At 36.7% G+C, this 21,268-nt stretch carries 20 protein-coding genes and 3 tRNA genes; 7 read left to right on the top strand and 16 right to left on the bottom strand.

Going from position 1 to position 21,268, the window contains the following annotated elements; genetic code table 11:
* Positions 1-46: 46 nt before the first annotated feature.
* Complete coding sequence (rapA, locus tag HX005_RS04895; protein WP_107006512.1) at positions 47-2,884, top strand: RNA polymerase-associated protein RapA; 2,838 nt, start codon at positions 47-49, stop codon at positions 2,882-2,884.
* 83 nt (positions 2,885-2,967) lie between these two features.
* Here rapA and HX005_RS04890 read toward each other — a convergent pair whose 3' ends face one another.
* From HX005_RS04890 to HX005_RS04850, 9 genes are all read right to left on the bottom strand, one after another.
* On the bottom strand, positions 2,968-3,417 hold the full coding sequence (locus HX005_RS04890) for a DUF2726 domain-containing protein (RefSeq protein WP_286376494.1): 450 nt from the start codon (positions 3,415-3,417) through the stop codon (positions 2,968-2,970).
* A gap of 58 nt (positions 3,418-3,475) precedes the next feature.
* Positions 3,476-3,551: transfer RNA gene (locus HX005_RS04885), tRNA-Asn, on the bottom strand.
* A gap of 177 nt (positions 3,552-3,728) precedes the next feature.
* A complete protein-coding gene (locus HX005_RS04880) occupies positions 3,729-4,139 on the bottom strand; it encodes a hypothetical protein (RefSeq protein WP_286376493.1) in 411 nt (136 codons plus the stop codon).
* A gap of 328 nt (positions 4,140-4,467) precedes the next feature.
* Positions 4,468-5,019 (bottom strand): hypothetical protein, encoded by a 552-nt coding sequence (locus HX005_RS04875; RefSeq protein WP_286376492.1) that lies wholly within the window; start codon positions 5,017-5,019, stop codon positions 4,468-4,470.
* Between the two features lie 188 nt (positions 5,020-5,207).
* Positions 5,208-5,283 (bottom strand) — tRNA-Asn (locus tag HX005_RS04870).
* 5 nt (positions 5,284-5,288) lie between these two features.
* Positions 5,289-5,364 (bottom strand) — tRNA-Asn (locus HX005_RS04865).
* Positions 5,365-5,698: 334 nt separating this feature from the next.
* The gene (locus tag HX005_RS04860) at positions 5,699-6,388 is read right to left on the bottom strand and encodes a pirin family protein (RefSeq protein ID WP_107006516.1); all 690 of its coding nucleotides are present in this window, start codon (positions 6,386-6,388) and stop codon (positions 5,699-5,701) included.
* Between the two features lie 160 nt (positions 6,389-6,548).
* A complete protein-coding gene (locus HX005_RS04855; protein ID WP_286376491.1) occupies positions 6,549-7,376 on the bottom strand; it encodes an SIR2 family NAD-dependent protein deacylase in 828 nt (275 codons plus the stop codon).
* A 140-nt stretch (positions 7,377-7,516) separates the two neighbouring features.
* Positions 7,517-8,791 (bottom strand): L,D-transpeptidase family protein, encoded by a 1,275-nt coding sequence (locus HX005_RS04850; RefSeq protein WP_286376490.1) that lies wholly within the window; start codon positions 8,789-8,791, stop codon positions 7,517-7,519.
* Positions 8,792-9,033: 242 nt separating this feature from the next.
* Between HX005_RS04850 and hemE the strand changes: the two genes are divergently transcribed.
* The 4 genes from hemE to HX005_RS04830 all read left to right on the top strand — a co-directional run bounded on the left by hemE (position 9,034) and on the right by HX005_RS04830 (position 13,491).
* On the top strand, positions 9,034-10,107 hold the full coding sequence (gene hemE, locus HX005_RS04845) for a uroporphyrinogen decarboxylase (protein ID WP_286376489.1): 1,074 nt from the start codon (positions 9,034-9,036) through the stop codon (positions 10,105-10,107).
* A 16-nt stretch (positions 10,108-10,123) separates the two neighbouring features.
* On the top strand, positions 10,124-10,930 hold the full coding sequence (locus HX005_RS04840; RefSeq protein WP_286376488.1) for a DUF817 family protein: 807 nt from the start codon (positions 10,124-10,126) through the stop codon (positions 10,928-10,930).
* Between the two features lie 122 nt (positions 10,931-11,052).
* Positions 11,053-11,523: a DUF3015 family protein gene (locus tag HX005_RS04835; protein WP_286376487.1), complete on the top strand. Its 471-nt coding sequence runs from the start codon at positions 11,053-11,055 to the stop codon at positions 11,521-11,523.
* A gap of 81 nt (positions 11,524-11,604) precedes the next feature.
* A complete protein-coding gene (locus HX005_RS04830) occupies positions 11,605-13,491 on the top strand; it encodes an Lnb N-terminal periplasmic domain-containing protein (RefSeq protein WP_286376486.1) in 1,887 nt (628 codons plus the stop codon).
* A gap of 239 nt (positions 13,492-13,730) precedes the next feature.
* Here the strand turns inward: HX005_RS04830 and HX005_RS04825 are convergent, their stop codons facing one another.
* From HX005_RS04825 to HX005_RS04795, 7 genes are all read right to left on the bottom strand, one after another.
* Positions 13,731-14,090 carry a cupin domain-containing protein gene (locus tag HX005_RS04825; RefSeq protein ID WP_286376485.1) on the bottom strand — a complete coding sequence of 120 codons (360 nt, stop codon included), beginning with the start codon at positions 14,088-14,090 and terminating at the stop codon, positions 13,731-13,733.
* Between the two features lie 63 nt (positions 14,091-14,153).
* Positions 14,154-14,702, bottom strand: a complete 549-nt coding sequence (gene folE, locus HX005_RS04820; RefSeq protein ID WP_171405017.1) for a GTP cyclohydrolase I FolE — start codon at positions 14,700-14,702, stop codon at positions 14,154-14,156.
* 140 nt (positions 14,703-14,842) lie between these two features.
* Positions 14,843-15,544, bottom strand: a complete 702-nt coding sequence (locus tag HX005_RS04815; RefSeq protein WP_107006524.1) for a Smr/MutS family protein — start codon at positions 15,542-15,544, stop codon at positions 14,843-14,845.
* Positions 15,545-15,703: 159 nt separating this feature from the next.
* Positions 15,704-16,213 carry a GNAT family N-acetyltransferase gene (locus HX005_RS04810; RefSeq protein WP_286376484.1) on the bottom strand — a complete coding sequence of 170 codons (510 nt, stop codon included), beginning with the start codon at positions 16,211-16,213 and terminating at the stop codon, positions 15,704-15,706.
* Between the two features lie 88 nt (positions 16,214-16,301).
* Positions 16,302-17,108 (bottom strand): indole-3-glycerol phosphate synthase TrpC, encoded by an 807-nt coding sequence (gene trpC / locus HX005_RS04805; RefSeq protein ID WP_286376483.1) that lies wholly within the window; start codon positions 17,106-17,108, stop codon positions 16,302-16,304.
* 30 nt (positions 17,109-17,138) lie between these two features.
* Entirely contained in the window at positions 17,139-18,185 is a 1,047-nt protein-coding gene (gene trpD / locus HX005_RS04800; protein ID WP_286376482.1) for an anthranilate phosphoribosyltransferase, read from the bottom strand.
* A gap of 13 nt (positions 18,186-18,198) precedes the next feature.
* Positions 18,199-18,783, bottom strand: coding sequence for an anthranilate synthase component II (locus tag HX005_RS04795; protein WP_107006528.1), 585 nt, complete (start codon positions 18,781-18,783; stop codon positions 18,199-18,201).
* A gap of 565 nt (positions 18,784-19,348) precedes the next feature.
* Between HX005_RS04795 and HX005_RS04790 the strand changes: the two genes are divergently transcribed.
* Together HX005_RS04790 and HX005_RS04785 are read left to right on the top strand one after the other, a co-directional pair.
* Entirely contained in the window at positions 19,349-20,293 is a 945-nt protein-coding gene (locus HX005_RS04790) for a hypothetical protein (RefSeq protein ID WP_286376481.1), read from the top strand.
* A gap of 88 nt (positions 20,294-20,381) precedes the next feature.
* Complete coding sequence (locus HX005_RS04785) at positions 20,382-20,915, top strand: GTP-binding protein (RefSeq protein WP_107006530.1); 534 nt, start codon at positions 20,382-20,384, stop codon at positions 20,913-20,915.
* Positions 20,916-21,268: the final 353 nt, after the last annotated feature.

Raw genomic sequence — 21,268 nt, 5'->3', positions numbered from 1 at the left:
TCTCCTAATTTGAGCAACTGTTTTTCAGTCCTAACATGAGATAAAGGTGGAAAAATTGCAACAATTTGCTATAGGTCAACGTTGGTTATCAGATACAGAAACAGAACTTGGTCTGGGAGTATTGATTGATGTCGATGAGCGTTCAATCAGTATATTGTTTCCCAAAAGTGATGAAACTCGTGTATATGCACGTAATAATGCTCCTTTATCTCGTATTATTTTTAATGTAAACGATGAGCTTCAAGATCAGGAAGGCACGACATGGTCAGTAGAGTCACTTGAAGACCGTCATGGCGTTTTACGTTACAATGTGATTCGTACGTTGGCAGATGGCACAGAAGAACGCAAATCTTTAAATGAAACGCGTATTGGAGCTTCTATTCAGTTATCTAAACCACTGGATCGTTTGCTTGCAAGCCAAATTGATTATAAAGAATGGTATGACTTACGCATTGAAGCAATGCAAATGCAAGCAGGAATGCAAACCTCTCCATTACGAGGCATGATTGGTGCACGTGTTGGTTTGATTCCACACCAATTTTATATCGCTCATGAAGTGGGTAAGCGTTTTGCACCACGTGTACTCCTTGCTGATGAAGTTGGTTTGGGGAAAACCATTGAAGCAGGTTTGATTATTCATCAACAGTTAAAAACAGGTCGTTCTGAGCGTATTCTGATTTTAGTGCCAGATTCTTTGCAGTATCAGTGGATGATTGAAATGCGTCGTCGTTTCAATCTGAATTTTTCTTTATTTGATTTGACACGTACAGCTTCGATTAAAGAACATGATCCTGAACTGAATCCGTTCTTAACTGAACAATGCATCATTGCTTCTGTTGACTTGATGATTGACCATGATGATTTGCGTGAGCAAGCACTTGAAGCAGGTTTTGATCTTTTAGTGGTCGATGAAGCCCATCATTTGATGTGGAGCGAAGAAGAAGGCGGTAATGATCGTTATGACCTAGTTGAAGAATTTGCTGAAAAAACGGCTGGTGTGTTGTTATTGACTGCGACACCTGAACAATTAGGTGTAGAGAGTCATTTTGCACGTTTACGTTTGCTTGATCCACAACGTTTTAGCTCACTTGATCGTTTCTTAGATGAAGAAGAGCAATATCATCACACTGCAAAAATTGCTGAAGTGTTGATGTCTGATTTACCATTAGAAGCTGAACATTTTACTGCAATTGAAAAGCTCTTAGGTCATGCAATAGAAGATCAACCTGAGCAACGTTTCCGTGCTATTCATGAGTTGTTAGACCGTCATGGTACAGGGCGTATTTTATTCCGTAATACTCGTGAAGCAATTCAAGGTTTCCCTGGTCGTGATTGTCAGCCTGCGCCATTACCTGCACCAGAAAACTGGTCTAAAGATGGTAAATTGCGTGAGCAAATGTGGCCTGAAGAAGCACAACTTGATGGTGCTTGGATGGAAACAGATCCGCGTGTATCTTGGATTATGGAAATGCTACGTACGCAATTAAAACATAAGAAAGTTTTACTTATTGCACGTAGTGGTCCTGTGGTTGAAGCTTTAGAAAATGCTTTGCGTATTCATGCAGGTATTCGTACAGCAATGTTCCATGAGGGGATGAGCCTACTTGAGCGTGACCAAGCAGCAGCTTATTTTGCTGAAGACTCATATGGAGCGCAAATTTTACTTTGTTCTGAAATTGGTTCAGAAGGGCGTAACTTCCAATTTGCTTCAGATTTAATTTTATTTGACTTGCCAGCAAATCCAGATGTACTGGAGCAGCGTATTGGTCGTTTAGATCGTATTGGTCAAGAAAATCGTATTCAGATTCATGTACCTTATTTGGTTGGAACAGCACAAGAACGTATGTTCCGTTGGTACAACGAAGCATTGAATATTTTTAGTAATATTTCTCCAACAGCACAAACCTTGCAAGAAAACTTTATTGTTGATTTAAAAGATTGTTTATTGGCAGATAAAGGTCAAGATTTTGAAGACTTGCTTGAAGCTGTTAATGTTCAACGCCAAGCACTTGAAAATGAGTTACAAGAAGGTCGTGACCGTTTGTTAGAATACAACTCTTGTCGTCCTATGGTTGCACAAGAAATTGTCAATGCACTTGAAGACTATGATGACAACACATTGTTACCAATGTTTATGAAGCGTTTTATGGCATCGACAAACATTGATTTTGATGAGCAAAGTAATGGCACTGTGATCATTAAGCCAACAGATCAAATGCAAGTGCAAGGTTTAGACCTTGATGAAGAGGGCATGACCGTAACTTTCTATCGTGATCAAGCGCAAATTCGTGAAGATGCGCAATACATCACTTTAGAGCATCCATTTACTGAAAGTGTGATGGAAATGATTCGTACACAATCATTTGGTAGTACGAATGTTGCCTTGCTTAAATCGGCTGCTTTACCACAAGGTTCTGTCTTGCTTGAAGTGTGGTTTAAAGTTGATGTGGTTGCACCAAAAGCTTTAAATTTACCTTCGAGTTTGCCAACACAACTTATTCGTGTGTTATTAAGTGAAAAAGGTCAGGATTTATCGAATAAAATCGCACCTGAAATTTTAAAACCTTATTTACATCATTTAGATAGCAATAGTTGTCGTCAAGTGGTGAAAGCACGTCGAGAAGTGGTTGAGCAACGCTATACACAAGCACTTGAAATTGCAAGAGGCGCATTGCCAGAGCTAAAACAACAAGCCAAAGAAATTTATGGTAGCAAATGGCAATATGAAATTGATCGTTTAACTTATTTGAAACAGTTCAATCCAAGCATTCGTGAAGATGAAATTGCACGTTTACAAAAACTACAAAAAGAAGGTTTGGAATTGTTAGAAGGGTTGGCGGTTACACCAGAAGCGATTCAAGTCTTAGTGGTTGTTAAACCTTAATTTCTATATCAATTAAAGCTCCTTCGGGAGCTTTTTTTTACCATTGAAATAATCAAATGACCTTAGGCAGAGAGGTAGATGATTTAAGAATGGGGGAGATCTTTTTTCAGTTGGCGTACTGACGGAATGCTGGTATAGCGTAAAACTTGATAGCCAGCTTGATGAAACATCGCATCTCGTTCAGCATCTCGTTTTTCTTGACCAATATGACTTGGATCATCAAGTTCAATAATACTCAGTACACGAAAGCTTTGATCTAAAATAACAAAGTCAGTAACTTTGCGATTAAAACGAGATCTTAGTTTATATTCATTTGCGGTAATGAGTGCACTAAAAGCCACTTGTGCTAAGACATGATATTGAGGGAAAGCTTCTTTTAAACGTAGAAACATTTTCTGCTCAAAAGCAGTAATGACAGGTTTGGAATAATATTCCTTTTTACGAAACAAATTTTGACCAAAGCAAATAACTAAAAAGGCGACGAGTGCAAGACACCCAATGATAAAAAACAAAGTCTCATGTGAATTAAACATAAATACATTCATTTCAAAAGAAAAAGCCCACTTCGTTATGAGTGGGCTTTTTGGAATTTGGCTCTCCAACCTGGGCTCGAACCAGGGACCTGCGGATTAACAGTCCGTCGCTCTACCGACTGAGCTATTGGAGAATCTGGAACGCATTTTAGTGATGAAAGGCAGTATGGTCAAGAGGCAAATGTAATATTTATGAGGAATAAAGTTTGTTTGGTATAAAATTAACCATTTATCGTATTTTATGGCAAAAATATTGAAAATAATGTGTTTGAATTGGTGAAAATTGAGTGGTCTACGCTCTATTTTTTATTTTACAAATTTTCAATATGGTCAGCAAGACTATGATTTTGCTGAGATGAAATTAATAAATAACCCAGTAAATCTAATTCAAGGCGTTGTTCAAGACTTAAAAAATTGCTGAAATCAAAATCTGGGTTTTGATGATAGGACTGAATGAATGAGTCTCGTTTAAATAGTGGTAAGGCATAGAGTATAGAAAGCAATGTTACAGCTTGGAAGTGGGAATCTTTGGGTAAAAAGAATAAAGAAATCGCATGATGTTGATATACTTTTTGCTGAGTTAAACTCAATTTTTCATCTATGTGTTTTTGATCAAGGTGTAATATCACGGTGGCTTGGAAAAAGTTAATATCTTCTACTTGAATATTCGTTTGTGCGATGTCTTCAAGCGAAATATCCAAATGATGAAATAAAGTTCTCACCTCAAATCGTTGTTTTGAAATACGTAGATAAGGTTTGCCAAAACGAATTAAAAATAAAAGATAATATATTGAAATAACGACAAGTAAAAAGCCAATCAGTGCTGCAATTAAACTTAGTAATGGTTTTTGGTATCGTAATTCATTAAATATAAAATAAAAAACAAATACAAAAATATATAATCCTAAAAAACTGAAAATAATTGTGGAGAGTTGAGTTTTAAATAGAATGCTTGTCTTGATATTCATATTGAAATAGAGATTATTACCTGAATTGGGTTGTTATTGTTGAAGATAGATGGTTGCTTTTACTAGCTGAACATAAATTCTTTTAATTCGATTTCAAGGTCATTTTAATATGATTTCCTATTAAAATGACATTATTTTCTTGATAGTATTTTAGATCTTTTTCGGATAAGTATTCATTTAAGTGAGGTTTTTCACCCTGATTCCATTGTTGGATAATAGTTTGACGTTGTTGCGTGTTCATGCGTTTAAGCACTGTGATCCATGTAGCAAAATCTAGGTTAATGGATGCATAGCTTTCAGGGAAAATTCGAATACATAATATTTCTGTGTATTTTCCATAACCTGTTTTATGTTGCGCTTGAATATCCCAATCATTCAGTACTAAGTCACATATTGATTGACCAGAAATAGTGTGTAATTTTAGGTTCGTAGAAATAATATCGATAAATTTAATATATTCAGATTTTTTCCATATTCCTTCATGATAAATGGCTTCAGGTGTAATTTTTAAGTGTGGTGTCTTGATTTTAAATAAACGATAAGTTGCAAAGCAAAGCATATAGATCATATAGCCAAAAAATAAGGCAAGTACTGTATATATAATGCTTTGATGTGCAATTGCATTTACAGTCATAATAAATGTTGCACAGCTAAAAATTAAAATAAAAAATGGAAGAAAAAATTTATTTAGATTTTTTTTCTTTAAATAAAAGAGATGATAAGTTTCTGGCATATTTATTTTTTAATCAATTTATTGATGATGTGATTTTAAATCATAAAATAAAAAAAGCCCACTTCGCAATGAGTGGGCTTTTTAGAATCTGGCTCTTCCACCTGGGCTCGAACCAGGGACCTGCGGATTAACAGTCCGTCGCTCTACCGACTGAGCTATGGAAGAATAGATGGCTCTCCAACCTGGGCTCGAACCAGGGACCTGCGGATTAACAGTCCGTCGCTCTACCGACTGAGCTATTGGAGAATCTGATGCGCATTTTAGGGATGAAATGGCAACTCGTCAATAAGATAATGTAAAGAAATGAATTGTTTGCTTTATTAATATGCGTTTTTTGGAAAAAATTTTAAAAAATACGAATTTTGTTGTTTAAATAGGCGATTTTCACTATGCAAGATCATGAAAAATATCCATATTTGCAATAAAAAATGGATGGTTACAGCTTTCAATTATTTTTGAATAAAGTGTAGATATACTTAATATAAACATAAGAGCTTAGTAGTCTGGAAGCGTAAAATTAAACGTCACAATATAAAAAACCTCCATAATCAATATGGAGGTTTTATTTTTGAATAAACAATTAGTTGTTTAAGTCAAACCAAATGAATTGACTGTTTTCATTGGCATTGAGCATTGCATCTTCATCAAAAAGATAAGCATCGCCTGCCTTCAAAGTTTGCCCTGCGATATCAATCTCACCTTCAATGACATGTACATAGTTAAATTTTTGAGTTGCTTTAACCTCAAGTGTATGACCTTTTTCCAAATAAGCAGCTTTAATTTCAGCATCTTGACGGATATGCATTGGTGCATTGTCATTTGGTCCCACAATTAATTGCCATTGGTTGGGGGTTTTACGTGGATCACGTTCAATTTGTTGATAATTTGGCTCTGCATTTTGTACATTCGGCATTACCCAGATTTGCAGCATATGTACAGCTTCATCGCCTTGATTGACTTCACTGTGTTGTACGCCTGTACCAGCACTCATTAATTGCCATTCACCTGCATTGATATGACGCTCATTGCCCATACTATCTTTGTGTGAAATTGTGCCTTTGAGTACACAAGTCAAAATCTCCATATTGTCATGTGGATGTGTACCAAATCCATTATGTGCTGCAATGGTATCGTCATTGATAACACGTAATGAACCAACACCCATATATTTAGGGTTATACCAACTACCAAAAGAAAAACTATGTTTGGTATCTAACCAACCTGCTTTGACATGACCACGATCTTCACTACGATGTAGAAATGTATTCATGATGAAACTCCAAATTTTTATTTTTTAACTTGAGTTCATATTAGCTTTCTAGAATATGGATTAAAACCTTAAAGTAGCAACGTATTGTTGTGTATTTGGAACGATGAAAGGGATTGATGAACAGCATTTATGGAACAATAAATAAAAGCTAAAATTTAAATTATTCAGTTAAATTTAGTGCTTGAAAAATCATTTGCATACCTTCTAGCGCGCCATATTCTAAAGAAATACCTTGTGTTGCTGAGAATTGTGCTTCTCTAGGATTAATTCGAATGACAGCAGGGGCAAAGCGTTCACTAAAATAACGTACTGTTGGAATGGCTGTTCCTGCACCTAGTTCAATGACTATAGGGTGATGGTATTGCGTGAGCCAAGCATTAAGATTTTGTCTTTGCTGCTGACTACGTTGTTCGATCCAATCATAATCATCAAACATCAAAATATTAGGTCGTGCTAGTGCTTGGCACTGAGGACAGTGGGGTAACTCACCTAGCCATTCACAACGGATGTGATCAATATGTGGATTTAATGTTTCTGTTGTCCAAATTTTTGCAGTGCATACATTTAAGCATTGTAAATGTTGAATTGAACCATGACATTCATAAATCAGATTTTCAGCAAAACCTGCTTTTTGAAATTGCCCATCCACATTTGATGTGAAAATAAAATAGGGGAGTTGCAGTATTGCACTGAGTTTTTTTAATAAATGAAAACCTTGATGCGGTATTGTCTCACGATATAACTTTAAACGATGCCCATAAAAACCCCATGCAAGATGAGGTTGTTGTTGAAATACGTTTGGATTTGCAATAGATGTAAATTGCATACGTTGCTTAGCTAAGGCTGGATAAGCTTGCCACATCCCATGATTACCACGAAAGTCAGGCAAACCAGAATCTACGCCCATGCCAGCGCCTGCCGTGATGATTAAGCTATCTACATGTGAAAAAAGCTTTTGTATTTTTGAGATATGCTGAGAATTTAACATCGCATTTGAAACCTATGAAATATTTGTTAGAAATGATCGATTATTATTTGGTATGTATAGGTAAAAGCAAAATGATTGACGATAAAAAACCAGTGTATAACAACACTGGTTTTGAAATCATGTGAAAAGTTTTTTCAACATTATTCTAAGAATTTAACCGTGACACCAGATTTCACTTTTTTACCAAGATCGTTAGCATCCCAGTTGGTTAAACGAATACAGCCATGAGATGCGGTTTTTGAAATCGCAGATGGGTTTGGTGTACCGTGAATACCAAATGATTTTTTGCTTAAACCGATCCAGATATTTCCTACTGGTGCATTTGGACCAGGTGGTAAAGAAAGTGGTTTACGGTTATTTCCTTGTACAAAGTTACTTGGTGAATAGCTATACCATGGATTTGGTGCTACGCCAGTGACTTTATATGTCCCTGTTGGTGATGGTGTGTCAGAGCTACCAATCGTTGCAGGGAATGAACCTACCATCTGGTTTTGAGCATTAAACAAGTAAAGTTGTTTAGCACCTTTATGTGCCACAATGAGGTGAATGTTTTCAGGTAGTTCATTACGAATATTGGTGACAATGATTTTTTCACCAGCTTTTTTAAAGCTTGCTTTAGGATTTAGTTTCTTTAAGAAATCCTCATCCATATGAAATTTTTCACCCAACATTTCCGTCACACGCGTGTAGTACAAGCCTTTCATTTTTGCTTGTAAAGCGTAGTCATGTGGAATAGATGCAGCATAAGGACCTTTCAAGTCTGCATCTGTGATGGTGTACTCTACAAATGCAGGTTTAGCAGCTTGTTTTGCAACAAGAGCATCCCAAGTTTCTTTGGTCAGTTCGCCAGTAGGTTTTAAGCCATTCATTTGTTGAAATGAAGAAATAGCTTTTAGGGTATTCATACCACTTGAACCATCAATCGCACCAGGTGAAGCATGGGCGTTGTTCAGCATAACATGCGCACGAGCATAAACAGGGAATTGACCTTTCCCAATATTTTCATACCATTCAGCATTGTTAATACCATCTAAAGTCCATGATGCTTTAGCTGCATTTGTAGATGGAGATTTAGGCGTTGCTGTTGTTTCACTTGTGCTTGATTCAGTCGTTTTTGCACTTGGTGCAATTGCTGTATCAGCAGTCTTGTCTTCAGTCTTTTCTAGGTTTTGTAGCGTTGTAGCTGCTTGGTCTAAGTCATTAAGCTCTTGTTGGGAAATTTGAGCTTCGCTAGCACTTGCTGTATTTACGGTAGATGCAGCAGATGAATCAACAGCTAGAGGATCGATCGGATCTTCAACTGCTGATGATACTTTACTTGGCTTTAAGGGTTGCTCAGCAGTTGTAGGTGCAGCAAATGCAGTACCTGTTAATATACAACTTAAACTCAAAGCAAGAATTGAGCGAACGAACATGTAATTCAACCTTAAGAATTATTCATATTGATTTATAAAAACCGAATAAGTATTGCAGAATTTAAATGTAGATGCAGTAGTTGTTTTGTGTAAATACTCGTTTTATGCAAATAAAAGCCAGCAAAAGTAAACAGAAAATTTAAGAATATGTAGAAAAATAAAATGTCGAGAAGAAAAGCTTATATTTGAAAGCTTTTTTGATATGATGAGTCAAATTGTTAAATTTGAAAATAGGAAAGTAAATGACGACCCTCAAAAATGATCGTTTTCTACGTGCCTTGTTGCGTGAACCCGTAGATACCACACCAGTATGGATGATGCGCCAAGCAGGTCGTTATCTTCCTGAGTATCGTGAGACACGAGGCAAAGCAGGTGATTTTCTTTCTTTATGTAAAAATACTGAATTTGCATGTGAAGTGACTTTACAGCCTTTACGTCGTTATGATTTAGATGCTGCGATTTTATTTTCAGATATTTTGACAATTCCTGATGCTTTGGGATTAGGTCTATACTTTGAAGTAGGTGAAGGTCCTAAGTTTCATAAGACGATTCGTAGCGAACAAGACGTTGCAAATTTACCGAAATTTAATGCAGCATCTGACTTAGATTATGTCATGAATGCAGTTTCAACTATTCGTTCTGCATTAGGTGGTCAAGTCCCTTTAATTGGTTTTTCAGGTAGTCCTTGGACTTTGGCAACCTATATGATTGAAGGTGGTTCGAGTAAAGATTTTCGCTTTACCAAGCAAATGATGTATGTCCAACCTGAAGTTTTACATGCATTATTAGACCGTTTAGCTGATGCAGTGATCGACTATTTAAATGCGCAAGTCGATGCAGGCGCACAAGCAATTCAAATTTTTGATAGTTGGGGCGGCGCACTAGCACATCGCGAATATCTTGAGTTTTCACTTCAGTATATGCAAAAAATTGTTGCAGGTTTAAAACGTGAAAATGAAGGACGTAAAGTCCCTGTCATTTTATTTACCAAAGGCGGCGGGCAGTGGTTAGAGCCAATGGTTGCAACAGGTGCAGATGCTTTAGGCTTGGACTGGACAACACCTTTAAATGTAGCACGCCAAACAGTTAATGGTCGTGTGGCACTGCAAGGTAATTTAGATCCTGCAACATTATATGGTTCAGCACAAACGATTGAGAAAGCAACAAAAGCCATGCTAGACGATGCTTATGCCTACGGTGAAAAAACAGGTTATGTTGCAAACTTAGGACATGGTATTACGCAATGGGTTGACCCTGCACAACCAAAAATATTCATTGATACCGTGCATGAATATAGTGCGAAATACTTAGGATAAAACGCTTTTTTTCTCCATGTTTTATATAAAATTAAGTATTGAATTTATCATTAAGGCAGTTTCCGCTGCCTTATTTGGTATTTTATTGCTGATCGCTTTTGCACTGAGTGCAAAAATGGGCAGTCATGAGTTTTATGGCTTCTTTCGTTATGATTATTTATTATTTTATGCCTTACTCATTCAAGTCTGTTTACTCTATTTAAAACTCGAATCATGGGCGGAAGCAAAAGTGATTGCTTTGTTCCATGTTATGGCAATGGTGATGGAAATTTTCCTGACTCATCCACAAATCGCATCTTGGCAATATCCACAGCCTGCGGTTTTTAAAATCATGACTGTGCCGTTATTTGCAGGCTTTATGTATTCGGCAGTCGGCAGTTTTTTTGCACGTTCATTAAGGCTTTATCAAGTTTCTTTTTTAAGATTGCCTAGTTTTGCCAATATGTTGAGTTTAGCATTGTTGTCTTATCTTAATTTTATGAGCAAATTTTTTGTTCCAGATATACGCAATGTATTGTTTGTTTGGAGCGTCGTTATTTTTTGGAAAACAAAAATTCGCTTTCAAATACAACAATCTCAATTCCAATTGCCTATGCTACCAATTTTATTGATTTTGGCATTTATCATTTGGATTGCTGAAAATATCAGTACTTTTTATAAAATTTGGTTATATCCAAGTCAGGTCGATGCATGGCATATGGTGGGGTGGGGTAAGCTTGGTTCTTGGTATTTATTACTCTTGCTCAGTCTGGTGTTGGTATTACGAATTTTAGGGCACAGAGCCGATACAGGGCAGTGGTTATTAAAAGAGAATGAAAAATAATCAATTAAAATGGTATATTTTGATTTGCTTATCAGAATAACTGTGTTAAATATTTATACAGTGTAATGATAGTTACACAAATCCCAAGAATAAGGGAAACATTAAAAATATTGGAGAACGACATGTTAAAAAAAATCGCTTTAGCAGCCATATTGGCAACAGGATCAGTTTCAGCTTTTGCAGATAGCGATGTAGGTTGTGGTCTAGGTTCTCAAGTTTGGGAAGGGCAGTCTGGAAAAATTCCTAAAATTTTAGCTGCAACAACCAATGGTTTGTTTGCAAACCAATTATTTGGTATCACATTTGGTACGCTAGGTTGTAGTGGTACAGGTGCTGTGACTGCTCAGGCAGTGACATTTACCAATGAAAATGCTGAATCACTTGCACGTGATATGGCAGTTGGTGAGGGCGAAAGCTTAAACGTTTTGGCTGAATTATTAAATATTAAAGCTGAGGATAAAGCGCGTTTCTTTGCAGTATCTAAACAAAATTTCTCTAAAATTTACTCAGCTGAAAATGCATCTTCAGCAGAAGTTTTAGCATCATTGCAAACTGTGATGTCACAAGACGAAGTGTTAAAAGCTTACGTTTAATGTAAAGAGAAAACCCTGTCATTGATGATGGGGTTTTTTTATTTATTTTAGTAAAATTTTAAATGATTCAATATATTATTAATGAAAATATTTGCGCTTTTGTGCACACTCAGTTTAACGCCCTTGGCTTATGCAACTTCAGTGGATCTTGCATCTGTTCAAAAATATCAACAACTTGCTGAACAAAAACAGCTTTACAAGCAGACTGCATGGCAACGTTTGTTATATGCCAATGCACAAGGTCAAAGTGAAGTGCGTTATGACGGTTTTTTTCTGTCACCACATGGAAAGTCCGATTTAAAGCAAGAAATCAATGCCAATATTGCAGCACTGTTTGAACCTGCTGCTGTCAATCAATCCATTCAATGTCGTTTTCCTGCCCGCAGTCAGTGGTTGATTCAACAACTTGAAATTTCCAAAGCAGCATTGGCTCATGCAGATTGTGCTGAACTGGATGAATGGATGGGGCAAATTAAACCCTATAAAGCCACTTTAATTTATGCCACAGATTTTATGGGCAACCCAAGTTCCATGTTTGGACATACCTTATTGCGATTGGATCCCAAAGATCAAAAACAATTAAATCTGGTGTCTTATGCGCTCAATTATGCTGCTACGGTTCAGGGCAGTGAAGGTTGGTCTTATGCCTGGAAAGGCTTGACTGGACAATATGATGGTGAATATTCACTGATGCCGTACTATCGCAAGGTGAAAGAATATGGTGATTTTGAAAGTCGTGATTTATGGGAATATGAACTCAGTTTAAGCCCTGAAGAAACCTTATTTTTAGTGCAACACATCTGGGAAATGAAGCATGTCAAATTCCCTTATTATTTTATCAGTGACAATTGTGCCTATCGACTGCTTGGTTTATTGGACATCGTCCGTCCTGAGCTGAATCTGCAACAACAGGATCAAATCGCCTCCATTCCTATTGAAACTTTAAAAACCGTTCAAGACAATCATTTGATTCAGGATGTGCAATATCGTCCTGCTCTGGAAACTCAGCTTTTGGCTCAGGCACGCCAGCATGGGCAGCAATTGGCAAAAACCGCCCATCAACTCACTTTGTTAAAAGTCGATGACATGCCTGCAATACTGGCAAAGTTTGATGCTGCTGATCAAGCCAAAATATTGGAAATGGCTTATGACGATCTATACCTGGTGTTTATTTCCCGTAAAATTGCAGCGCAAGAGGCACAGCCAAAGTTACGTCAGATTTTAAGTTTGCGTAGTCAACTTAATATTGAAAAACAACGCACTGAAGTTACACGTCCCCGTCATGATCCTGTTCAGGGTCACCACGCTAAGAATACTTCCATCCATGTGGGTGACGTGCAAGGGCAGCAGTTTGTCGAGTTGGGTTTACGTCAGGCTTATCATGATTTACTTGATCCGCAAGGAGGATACCGCACAGGAACACAGTTAAATTTTTGGGATGGTGCTCTTCAGTATCGTGATGATGAGTTGAAACTTGAACATTTTGATTTTCTTTCAGTCAATTCATACAATCCGATCACGCCATTTAAAAGGCCTTTAACCTGGGGATTTAATCTGGGATGGCAACAGGAAGCCATTCACCAGGGGCAATTCAATTCAGACCAACAGCATGGTGTACTGCAACTGAAAACCCAGTTTGGCTATAGTGTTACTGATCAAGATCGGCAGCATGTATGTTATGCCCAACTACAGCCACAAGTGCAGGCAGGTAAATCTCTGGATGATGGCTGGCGTATTGGGCTTGGACCTGCGATGGGTTGTCAGAATATATGGACAGACCGTTTCAACAGCTTGATACAGCTTGAACTGCCATATTGGCAGGATGCAAATCAGTGGAATTTACGTCTGAATACAGGGCTTAATTATGCAGTTGATGCACAAAATTCGCTACGTATAACATGGCAATATCAACAACAAAATCATGTGGATTGGAATAAAACAAGTCTAGGTTTTGTTCACTATTTTTAACATGATAAATATTCACTCAAATGAATTTTCAACAATCACTACGCCAGTTGCATCAGTAATTATGCTTTTCGAGTGAGTAGTGAAGAATTTTGGTTGTTCTAAGTGAGTTTATATACAGTAAAAATAATGGGCGTAATTGGGTTTATTGTGTTTGATTAATGAAAAAGAACAATCAAATAAGCAGCGTTAATCATGACACTGCTTTATTGAATATATGGTAAGTGCTTGATCATACAAACTTAAACTTCAACCACCACAAAATATTTTTTCACAGCTTCAACAACTTCAAAAGTTCCGACAAAACTCGGTGGAATGACACCTGCTTCACCCGCTTTCACTTCGATATAAGTATTATTTTCTGCATTGTGAATGCGAACAACACCTTCAATAATAGTAAAAAATTCTTGTTTATTGTCTGCAAATACAATATTCCACGCACCGACTTCGCATTGCCAAATGCCACAATTCATATGGGGATGTTCATATAAACTTTGGGTCAGACGTTTTGGATTACCTTTAACCAAACGATCCGTACGTGGATAGTCCACCGTAGTTTCACTGTGTGTTAAACCTTGACCTGCCAAATAAATCGGTGACATTTTAACAATCCATTTTATAAAAAAGCCTCAAAAATTTGAGGCTTAACATATTAAATCAAATGATTAGTGTGCTTCAGGCACAGCAGACAAAAATTCACGACGTGCTTCTTTATCTGTTTTGAAATCACCCACGAAAGATACGGTACGTGTGGTAGATTCTTGTTTGCTGACACCACGCATCATCATACACATATGCGCTGAATCAATCACCACAGCAACACCGCGGGCATTTGTTACTTCTGCAACAGCATCTGCAATTTGCTTGGTGAGTTGTTCCTGAATTTGTAAGCGACGGGCAAACATTTCCGTGATACGGGCAAATTTAGATAAACCTAAAACATTACCTGAAGGTAAATAGGCAATATGCACACGACCATGAAATGGCAATAAATGATGCTCACATAAAGAATAGAACTCGATATTTTTAACCAAGACCATTTCATCATTGTCAGAAGGGAAGACCGCATTATTGGTCACTTCTTCTAGCGTTTTGCTATAGCCAGACGTCAAGTACGAAAAAGCTTTAGCCGCACGCATGGGCGTATCTTTCAGACCAGGACGGTCTAAGTCCTCGCCAACGGCAGTTAAAATATTTGCGTAGGATTGCTGCATAGACATAAAACGTGTTCACTTATACGGATTGAACAAGGACGGCATTGTAGCAGAAAAACATGAAATATTTTCTAACTACGAGATAAACCGTCATTTAAATAAAATTTTTACTGGGATTTGCCTGTTTGACATACAGTAGATCAAGACTCTTTGGCAAATTTTGGATTTTTTTCAGCACGTTTCAATAGAACCAGAACAGCGCCTGTACCCCCTTGTTTTTCAGGTGCGCTGACAAATGCCAATACATCACGGTGCTGACGTAACCAACCATTAACATAGGTTTTTAAAATGGCATCAGGACCTTTGCCATGCACAATTTTAATCACATTTTGGTTTTCTTCTTTGGCGATCTGAATCACTTGCAGTACAGCAGCACGAGCCTCTTCAACTGTACAACCATGCAAATCTACCGCTTCAAACCAGCGCAGATTACCTGCTTTTAAGTCTTCAAACACTTTGTGCTGCAATGTTGCAATGCGGTAACTTAAAGTTGCTTGGCTTGCTACAGGATTTAAAATAGCTTGAGTATCAGACAGTTCTGCATCATTGACTTCAAATGCACCTTCAGCCGAAGCGCGTTTGGCTAAGGTCTTTGCATCAGGTTTTTTACGAATATCTTTACGCTCGATTTTGGCAATATTACTATTATCGAGTTTTTTAACGCCGCCCAAAGCTGTTTTAAATAAATCTGCATCACTGATTTCTTCAGGTGCAGTTTCTTGAACTTTCTTAGGTTCAGGCTGTGCTGCAACTTTTGAAGAATGCGGATGACTGATTTGTTTTTTAAATTGCTTTAATAAATCAAGTTGTGATTTGGAAAATGGAGAATCAGAATTACTCATATTATAAAATAGTAAATAAAGGGTATTTACTGTGAATTATAGTCTGAATCAGGCTAAATTTGAACTGAATTGGATTTAGTTCACATGTTATCAGTGTAATTTTATATTTTTAGTATGAATGACAGTGGCTTTTAATTGATGTGAAATATGACTTTAAATTCATTCTGTCGCATTAAAGGCTGTATCATATTTTACTGTTGCTTTTGGAATAACATCATTAAAACTTAAAGCTTGAAAATATTGTGGAGGTACATCTTCTAAAATCAAATCAGGAAAAGATTTAAAACCAAAGCGTTGATAATAGAGTGGATCACCCAATAAAACACAACCTTTGGCTCCTTGTTTTTTCAAAAGCTCTAAAGCAGAGTTCATCAATTGTGAACCAATGCCTTGTTTTTGCATTGCGGGTAAAATGGCGATCGGACCTAATCCATACCAACCTGATTCATGTGTTGATAGTTCTACAGGTGAAATTGCCACATGCCCAACAATGTTCTGATCGATTTCAGCGACTAGAGAAAGAGTCAGTGTATGATTTCGACGCAACTCATTGACAATAAATTGTTCAGTATGACTAGAATATTCCACATCCAAAAAAGCCAAACGAATGATTTCTGAAATAGCATTTATATCTTGTGCTTTTTCTGGACGGATGATGATTTTATTCAAAGTGTTCTCTCATTTTGCTGAATTTATTATGATTTAAACAGTTAAGAATAATGATCCTTAACTGTTTGATCTCTATTTAAAAATAAGACTAAATGGCTTGAGGCACACCAAATAATTCTGCAAATGCATGATCAGGGCGAGGCTGTTTCATAAAACTTTCACCGACCAAGAAAGCATGAATATCTTGTTCCTGCATGCTGCGTACATCATCAGGGGTGGCAATACCACTTTCCGTGATCAACAAACGAGAAGGATCAAGTAACTTTTTCAAACGAAAAGATGTATTTAAATCGACATCAAAGGTTTTCAAGTTGCGATTATTCACGCCCAATAAACAATGCTCAGAAAGCTTCATTGCACGTTCAAGTTCTTCTTCATCATGTACTTCAACCAGTACATCCAAATTTTGTTCAAACGCTGTCTTCGACATTTCTTCGAGTTGCTGATCTGACAAACTTGCCACAATCAACAAAATACAATCTGCATGTAAAGCACGCGCTTCAATCACACCATAAGGATCAATTAAAAAATCCTTACGTAGCGCAGGTAAGTCACAATGGCTACGCGCGATTTGAATATTTTCATCAGCACCCTGAAAGAAATCGATATCTGTTAATACAGACAAACATGCCGCACCTGCATTTTGATATTGTTCAGCAATTTCAGCAGGATTAAAGTTTTCACGAATAATGCCTTTGGACGGAGATGCTTTTTTAATCTCAGCAATCACCGCAGGACGTTTACTGTGCAAAGCATTGGCAAAACCACGTACAGGTGTTGCTGCCTGAGCAAGCTCTTCAATGTCTTTTAAACTGCGTTGTTTTAAACGTGCTGCAAATTCTTCGTATTTACGATCTACAATTTTACCTAAAATGGTATTGGCGATATCCACCATAATGATATTCCTTAAATTTTGGCTAAATGCTTAAGCTTCGTATTCTTTGAGGGTTTTGGTAAATTCTGACAAAACGCCCATTTTTTCCAAAGCCTGACCGCCATAAATAATGTCATGTGCCAAAGCCACACCTTGTTTATAGGAGTTGGTTAAGCCTGAAACATAAATCCCTGCACCTGCGTTTAAAGCAATCATGTTGGCTGCTTTTTCACCTTTTGCCGATTTTTTCTTACCCAAAGCGTCTTTAATCAGTGTTAGACTTTCAGCAGCACTGTCTACAGATAAGCCTGTTAATGTCTGAGATTCAATCTCAACCTCTTCAGGCTGAATCATCCATTCAGTCACTTCACCATTTTTAAGTTCAGCCACATAAGTTCCTGAAGCCAGACTGATTTCATCCAAACCATCTTTGGAATGAACCACCATCACATGCTCAGCACCAAGTTGCTTCAAAACTTCCGCCATCGGGCGGCAAAGTTCAGTGGAAAATACACCAATGACAAAGCGCTTCACCCCAGCCGGATTCGTAAGCGGACCAAGAAGATTGAAAATACTGCGGAAACCCAATTCTTTACGAGGACCTGCTGCATATTTCATGGCTTTGTGATGATTTGGAGCAAATAAGAAACCGACGCCCATCTCACGGATACATCGTTCTGTTTGTTGCATGCTCAAATCAAGGTTGATGCCTGCCTGTTCCAATAAGTCAGAAGAACCTGATTTGGATGACACGCCACGGTTACCATGTTTGGCAATGGTTGCACCTGCGGCTGCAATCACAAACGAAGATGCAGTCGAGACATTAAATAAATTTTGTCCGTCACCACCCGTACCAACGATATCGACTAAATAGGGAATATCACTGACATCGATTTTGATGGCAAATTCACGCATGACACGTGCCGCTGCGGTGATTTCATCAATACTTTCACCTTTTTGGCGTAAACCCATCATCAATGCACCAATTTGGGCATCAGAGGCTTCACCGCTCATAATGGTACGCATCACTGCTTCCATTTGCGGTTGAGTCAGTTCAATATTTTTGGTGATGTTATTTAAAGCTTGTTGAATATTCATTTGGGTCACTCAATTATGCATAAATATCTAAAAAGTTCTTGAAGACTTGGTGTCCATGTTGGCTTAGGATTGATTCAGGATGGAACTGCACGCCTTCTATTGGCAATGTCTTATGTTTCACACCCATGATTTCTTCCATTGAGCCATCGGCTTCATTGGTCCAGCAAGTAACTTCAAGACATTCAGGCAAAGTTGCTTGATCAATCACCAAAGAATGATAGCGAGTTGCTGAGAATGGAGAAGGTAAATTGCTGAAAATGCCTGTATCACTGTGGTACATGTCAGATAAACGACCATGCATCACGGTTTTGGCACGAACAATGTCACCACCAAAAGCCTGTCCAATCGCCTGATGTCCAAGACAGACGCCAAGGGTTGGAATTTTCCCTGCAAAATGCTGAATCGCAGGCACAGAAACGCCAGCTTCAGATGGAGAACAAGGACCAGGACCAATCACAAGATATTTTGGTTGCCATCGCTCAATATCTTCCAATGTGACGGCATCATTGCGAACGACTTTAACTTCTTGATTTAACTCGCCAAAATATTGGACGATGTTGTAAGTAAAGCTATCGTAATTATCTATCATCAAAAGCATGAGCTAATTAACCTATTGAAATTTATACACATAAGTGCTTATTGTCTGAAAATACTCAAAAGATATTTAGAAAGAATTTATTTGAAATTAACCCTTTTAAATCAATCTATAAAATGAGTAAGATGAATCATAACAAAAAACAAGCTTGGCTGTTTGACTATTTTAGAAAGCTGTATTTTCCTTTGATTTAAAAAATCAAAAACGTAAAAGACTAGATTAATTTTTAAAGCGTCAAAATAGAATAAATTGTTGTATAAACATGAGGTTAATTTTTATATTTTTTTATAATTAAATCTTTATATGTAACAAGCCTGATGATCTTAACTTTATCTTTATAATGGTCGGAAATTTCCACTAAAATAGATGACAAATAACTTTCAATTGTGTGAAGATAGATTGAAAATGCAATTTATATTAAGTTGGCAGATAAGCGTAAAAATATAATGATTTAATACATAAGTATTTGTTATGGGAAATGAGCGCTTCGGTCAAATAATAAAATGTTAATATTTTTGCCTTTTGCTTTTAAAATGATAAAATTGTCACATATTTTAAGGGGAAATTTGTGAAAGAAGAAGTAAAAATAGCAATTTTTGGATTGAGTCTAAATGTTTTAGAAAGCCTAAAACAAAAAATTCAGGCACTTTATGATGGATCAATTCAGATTTCTTGGGCAAATATTGCAGATCCCCAATTAGACATATTATTGGTGAATGATATGTTCTTTGGTTCACCAACGATTCAGAATTTAGTTGGTAATCAGAAAGTTGCATATTTACGTTTGGTGAATAAACAAGATAAGTCGGGTTTAATAGAAGATGATGCTTTATATTTACCATTTACTGCTTCAGATGAAATTCGTAATTGGTTTAAAGCGCGTTATCATGGTGAACCGATTAGACAACAAAACCTAAAATCATCAACTTTAAAAAATGTACAACCACTTGAAATTAAAAAATTAATTAAAGAATTGTTTGATCCACGTAATAGCAATATTCAAGTGTTTGATAATACAGGAAATATTGCACTTATTAATATTCGTAAAGAGCAGGTTTGGGCAGACCCTGAACGTCGTAACAATAATACAGATACATCATTGAACTTTACTTATGCCACGATGCAGAAAGTACAAAGTGTTGATTCAATCCAAGGGCAAGATTTAAAAAATTGGTTATGGAATTTATTGTGGTATTCTCCACAGTTATTAGAAGATCATAATGTAAATACATTTTATAAGTTAAAATTTTGGCCACAACCACAATCAGCTTATGAACGACAAAGTATTTTTAAGATCGCTGCTTGTTTTGAAAAAGGAGCAAGTATTAGTCAAATTGAAAAAAAACTAGAAATCAAGCAATCTATTATTCAACATTTTGTTTCAGTCGCTGTATTAACCAACGCTTTGCAAGAAATAAATGAGACAGATGCGAAATTAATAGTAAAATCAGAAAAAACTGAAGGTGTTCTGAAAGGATTCTTTGGTAAGTTAAGACGAAAGCTTGGCTTATAAAAATATTTAAGTTTGACTTAAAATTTTTTAAATCTATTAGATAATTAAGGTTGTTAACTGTTCATTTAAATGAACAAGGGAGAGAAAATTGATCTTACAGAAATACAAAATTGTATTCGGTGGCACTATGGGGGCTGGTAAAACCGAAGCCATTAAATCCCTTTCTGAAGTTTCAGTGCTTTCTACTGAAGCATTAAATACAGATCAAGATGCGCATAGCAAAGCCTTAACAACTGTCGGCATTGATTACGGTGAAATCAAACTTGAAGATGGGGTTGTGGTTGGCTTATATGGCACGCCGGGTCAGGATCGTTTTGACTTTATTTGGTCTGTGATCTGTAAAGGGGCAATTGGTGCGATTGTACTAATTGATCATTCTCAAAAAACGGCTCTAGAAGATTTGAAGTTCTATCTTGAGGCATTTAAGGCACATGTCGATAACATTATTGTGGGAATAACACATGTTGATGAAAATCCACAAAGTCTTTTAAAGGCATATCGTGATTTTAGTGAAATGGAAAATTATAATTTACCGATTTTTGCGGTAGATGCACGAAAAAAAGACGATGTATTGTTGGTGGTTGAGACACTGATCGCTCGTGCAGAAGTAGAAATGTCTTAATTTATTGTTATTTAAAGTAAAACTTAATAATACTGTTAAGTTTTACTTGACTTAGAGAAAACAAATATCAAAACAATTGGATGTTTTAAGACAAATAATATTGTATAAGATAAACTCAAAGAACAAGCTAAAAAATAAAATCAGCACCAAGTTAATACATTTAAACCTAATTGCACAATAATGGTGCAATTGAGAGATGAGATCAATATTTAAAAGCCAGAAGAGTGTATGAAGATGGTGCAATTATCAATATGGCTTGTATAATAGTAACTAGCTGAACTAAGAAAAGAATGCTTTCTAACAAGGAATTCAACCTTTTAGCAAATATTCTTGAAGTTGGTACGGTAATTGCT

The organism is Acinetobacter sp. R933-2, from assembly GCF_030325485.1.
Taxonomy (GTDB): Bacteria; Pseudomonadota; Gammaproteobacteria; order Pseudomonadales; family Moraxellaceae; genus Acinetobacter; species Acinetobacter sichuanensis.
Note: the sequence above shows the minus strand (reverse complement) of the source record. Positions and strands in the feature narration are given on the sequence as shown.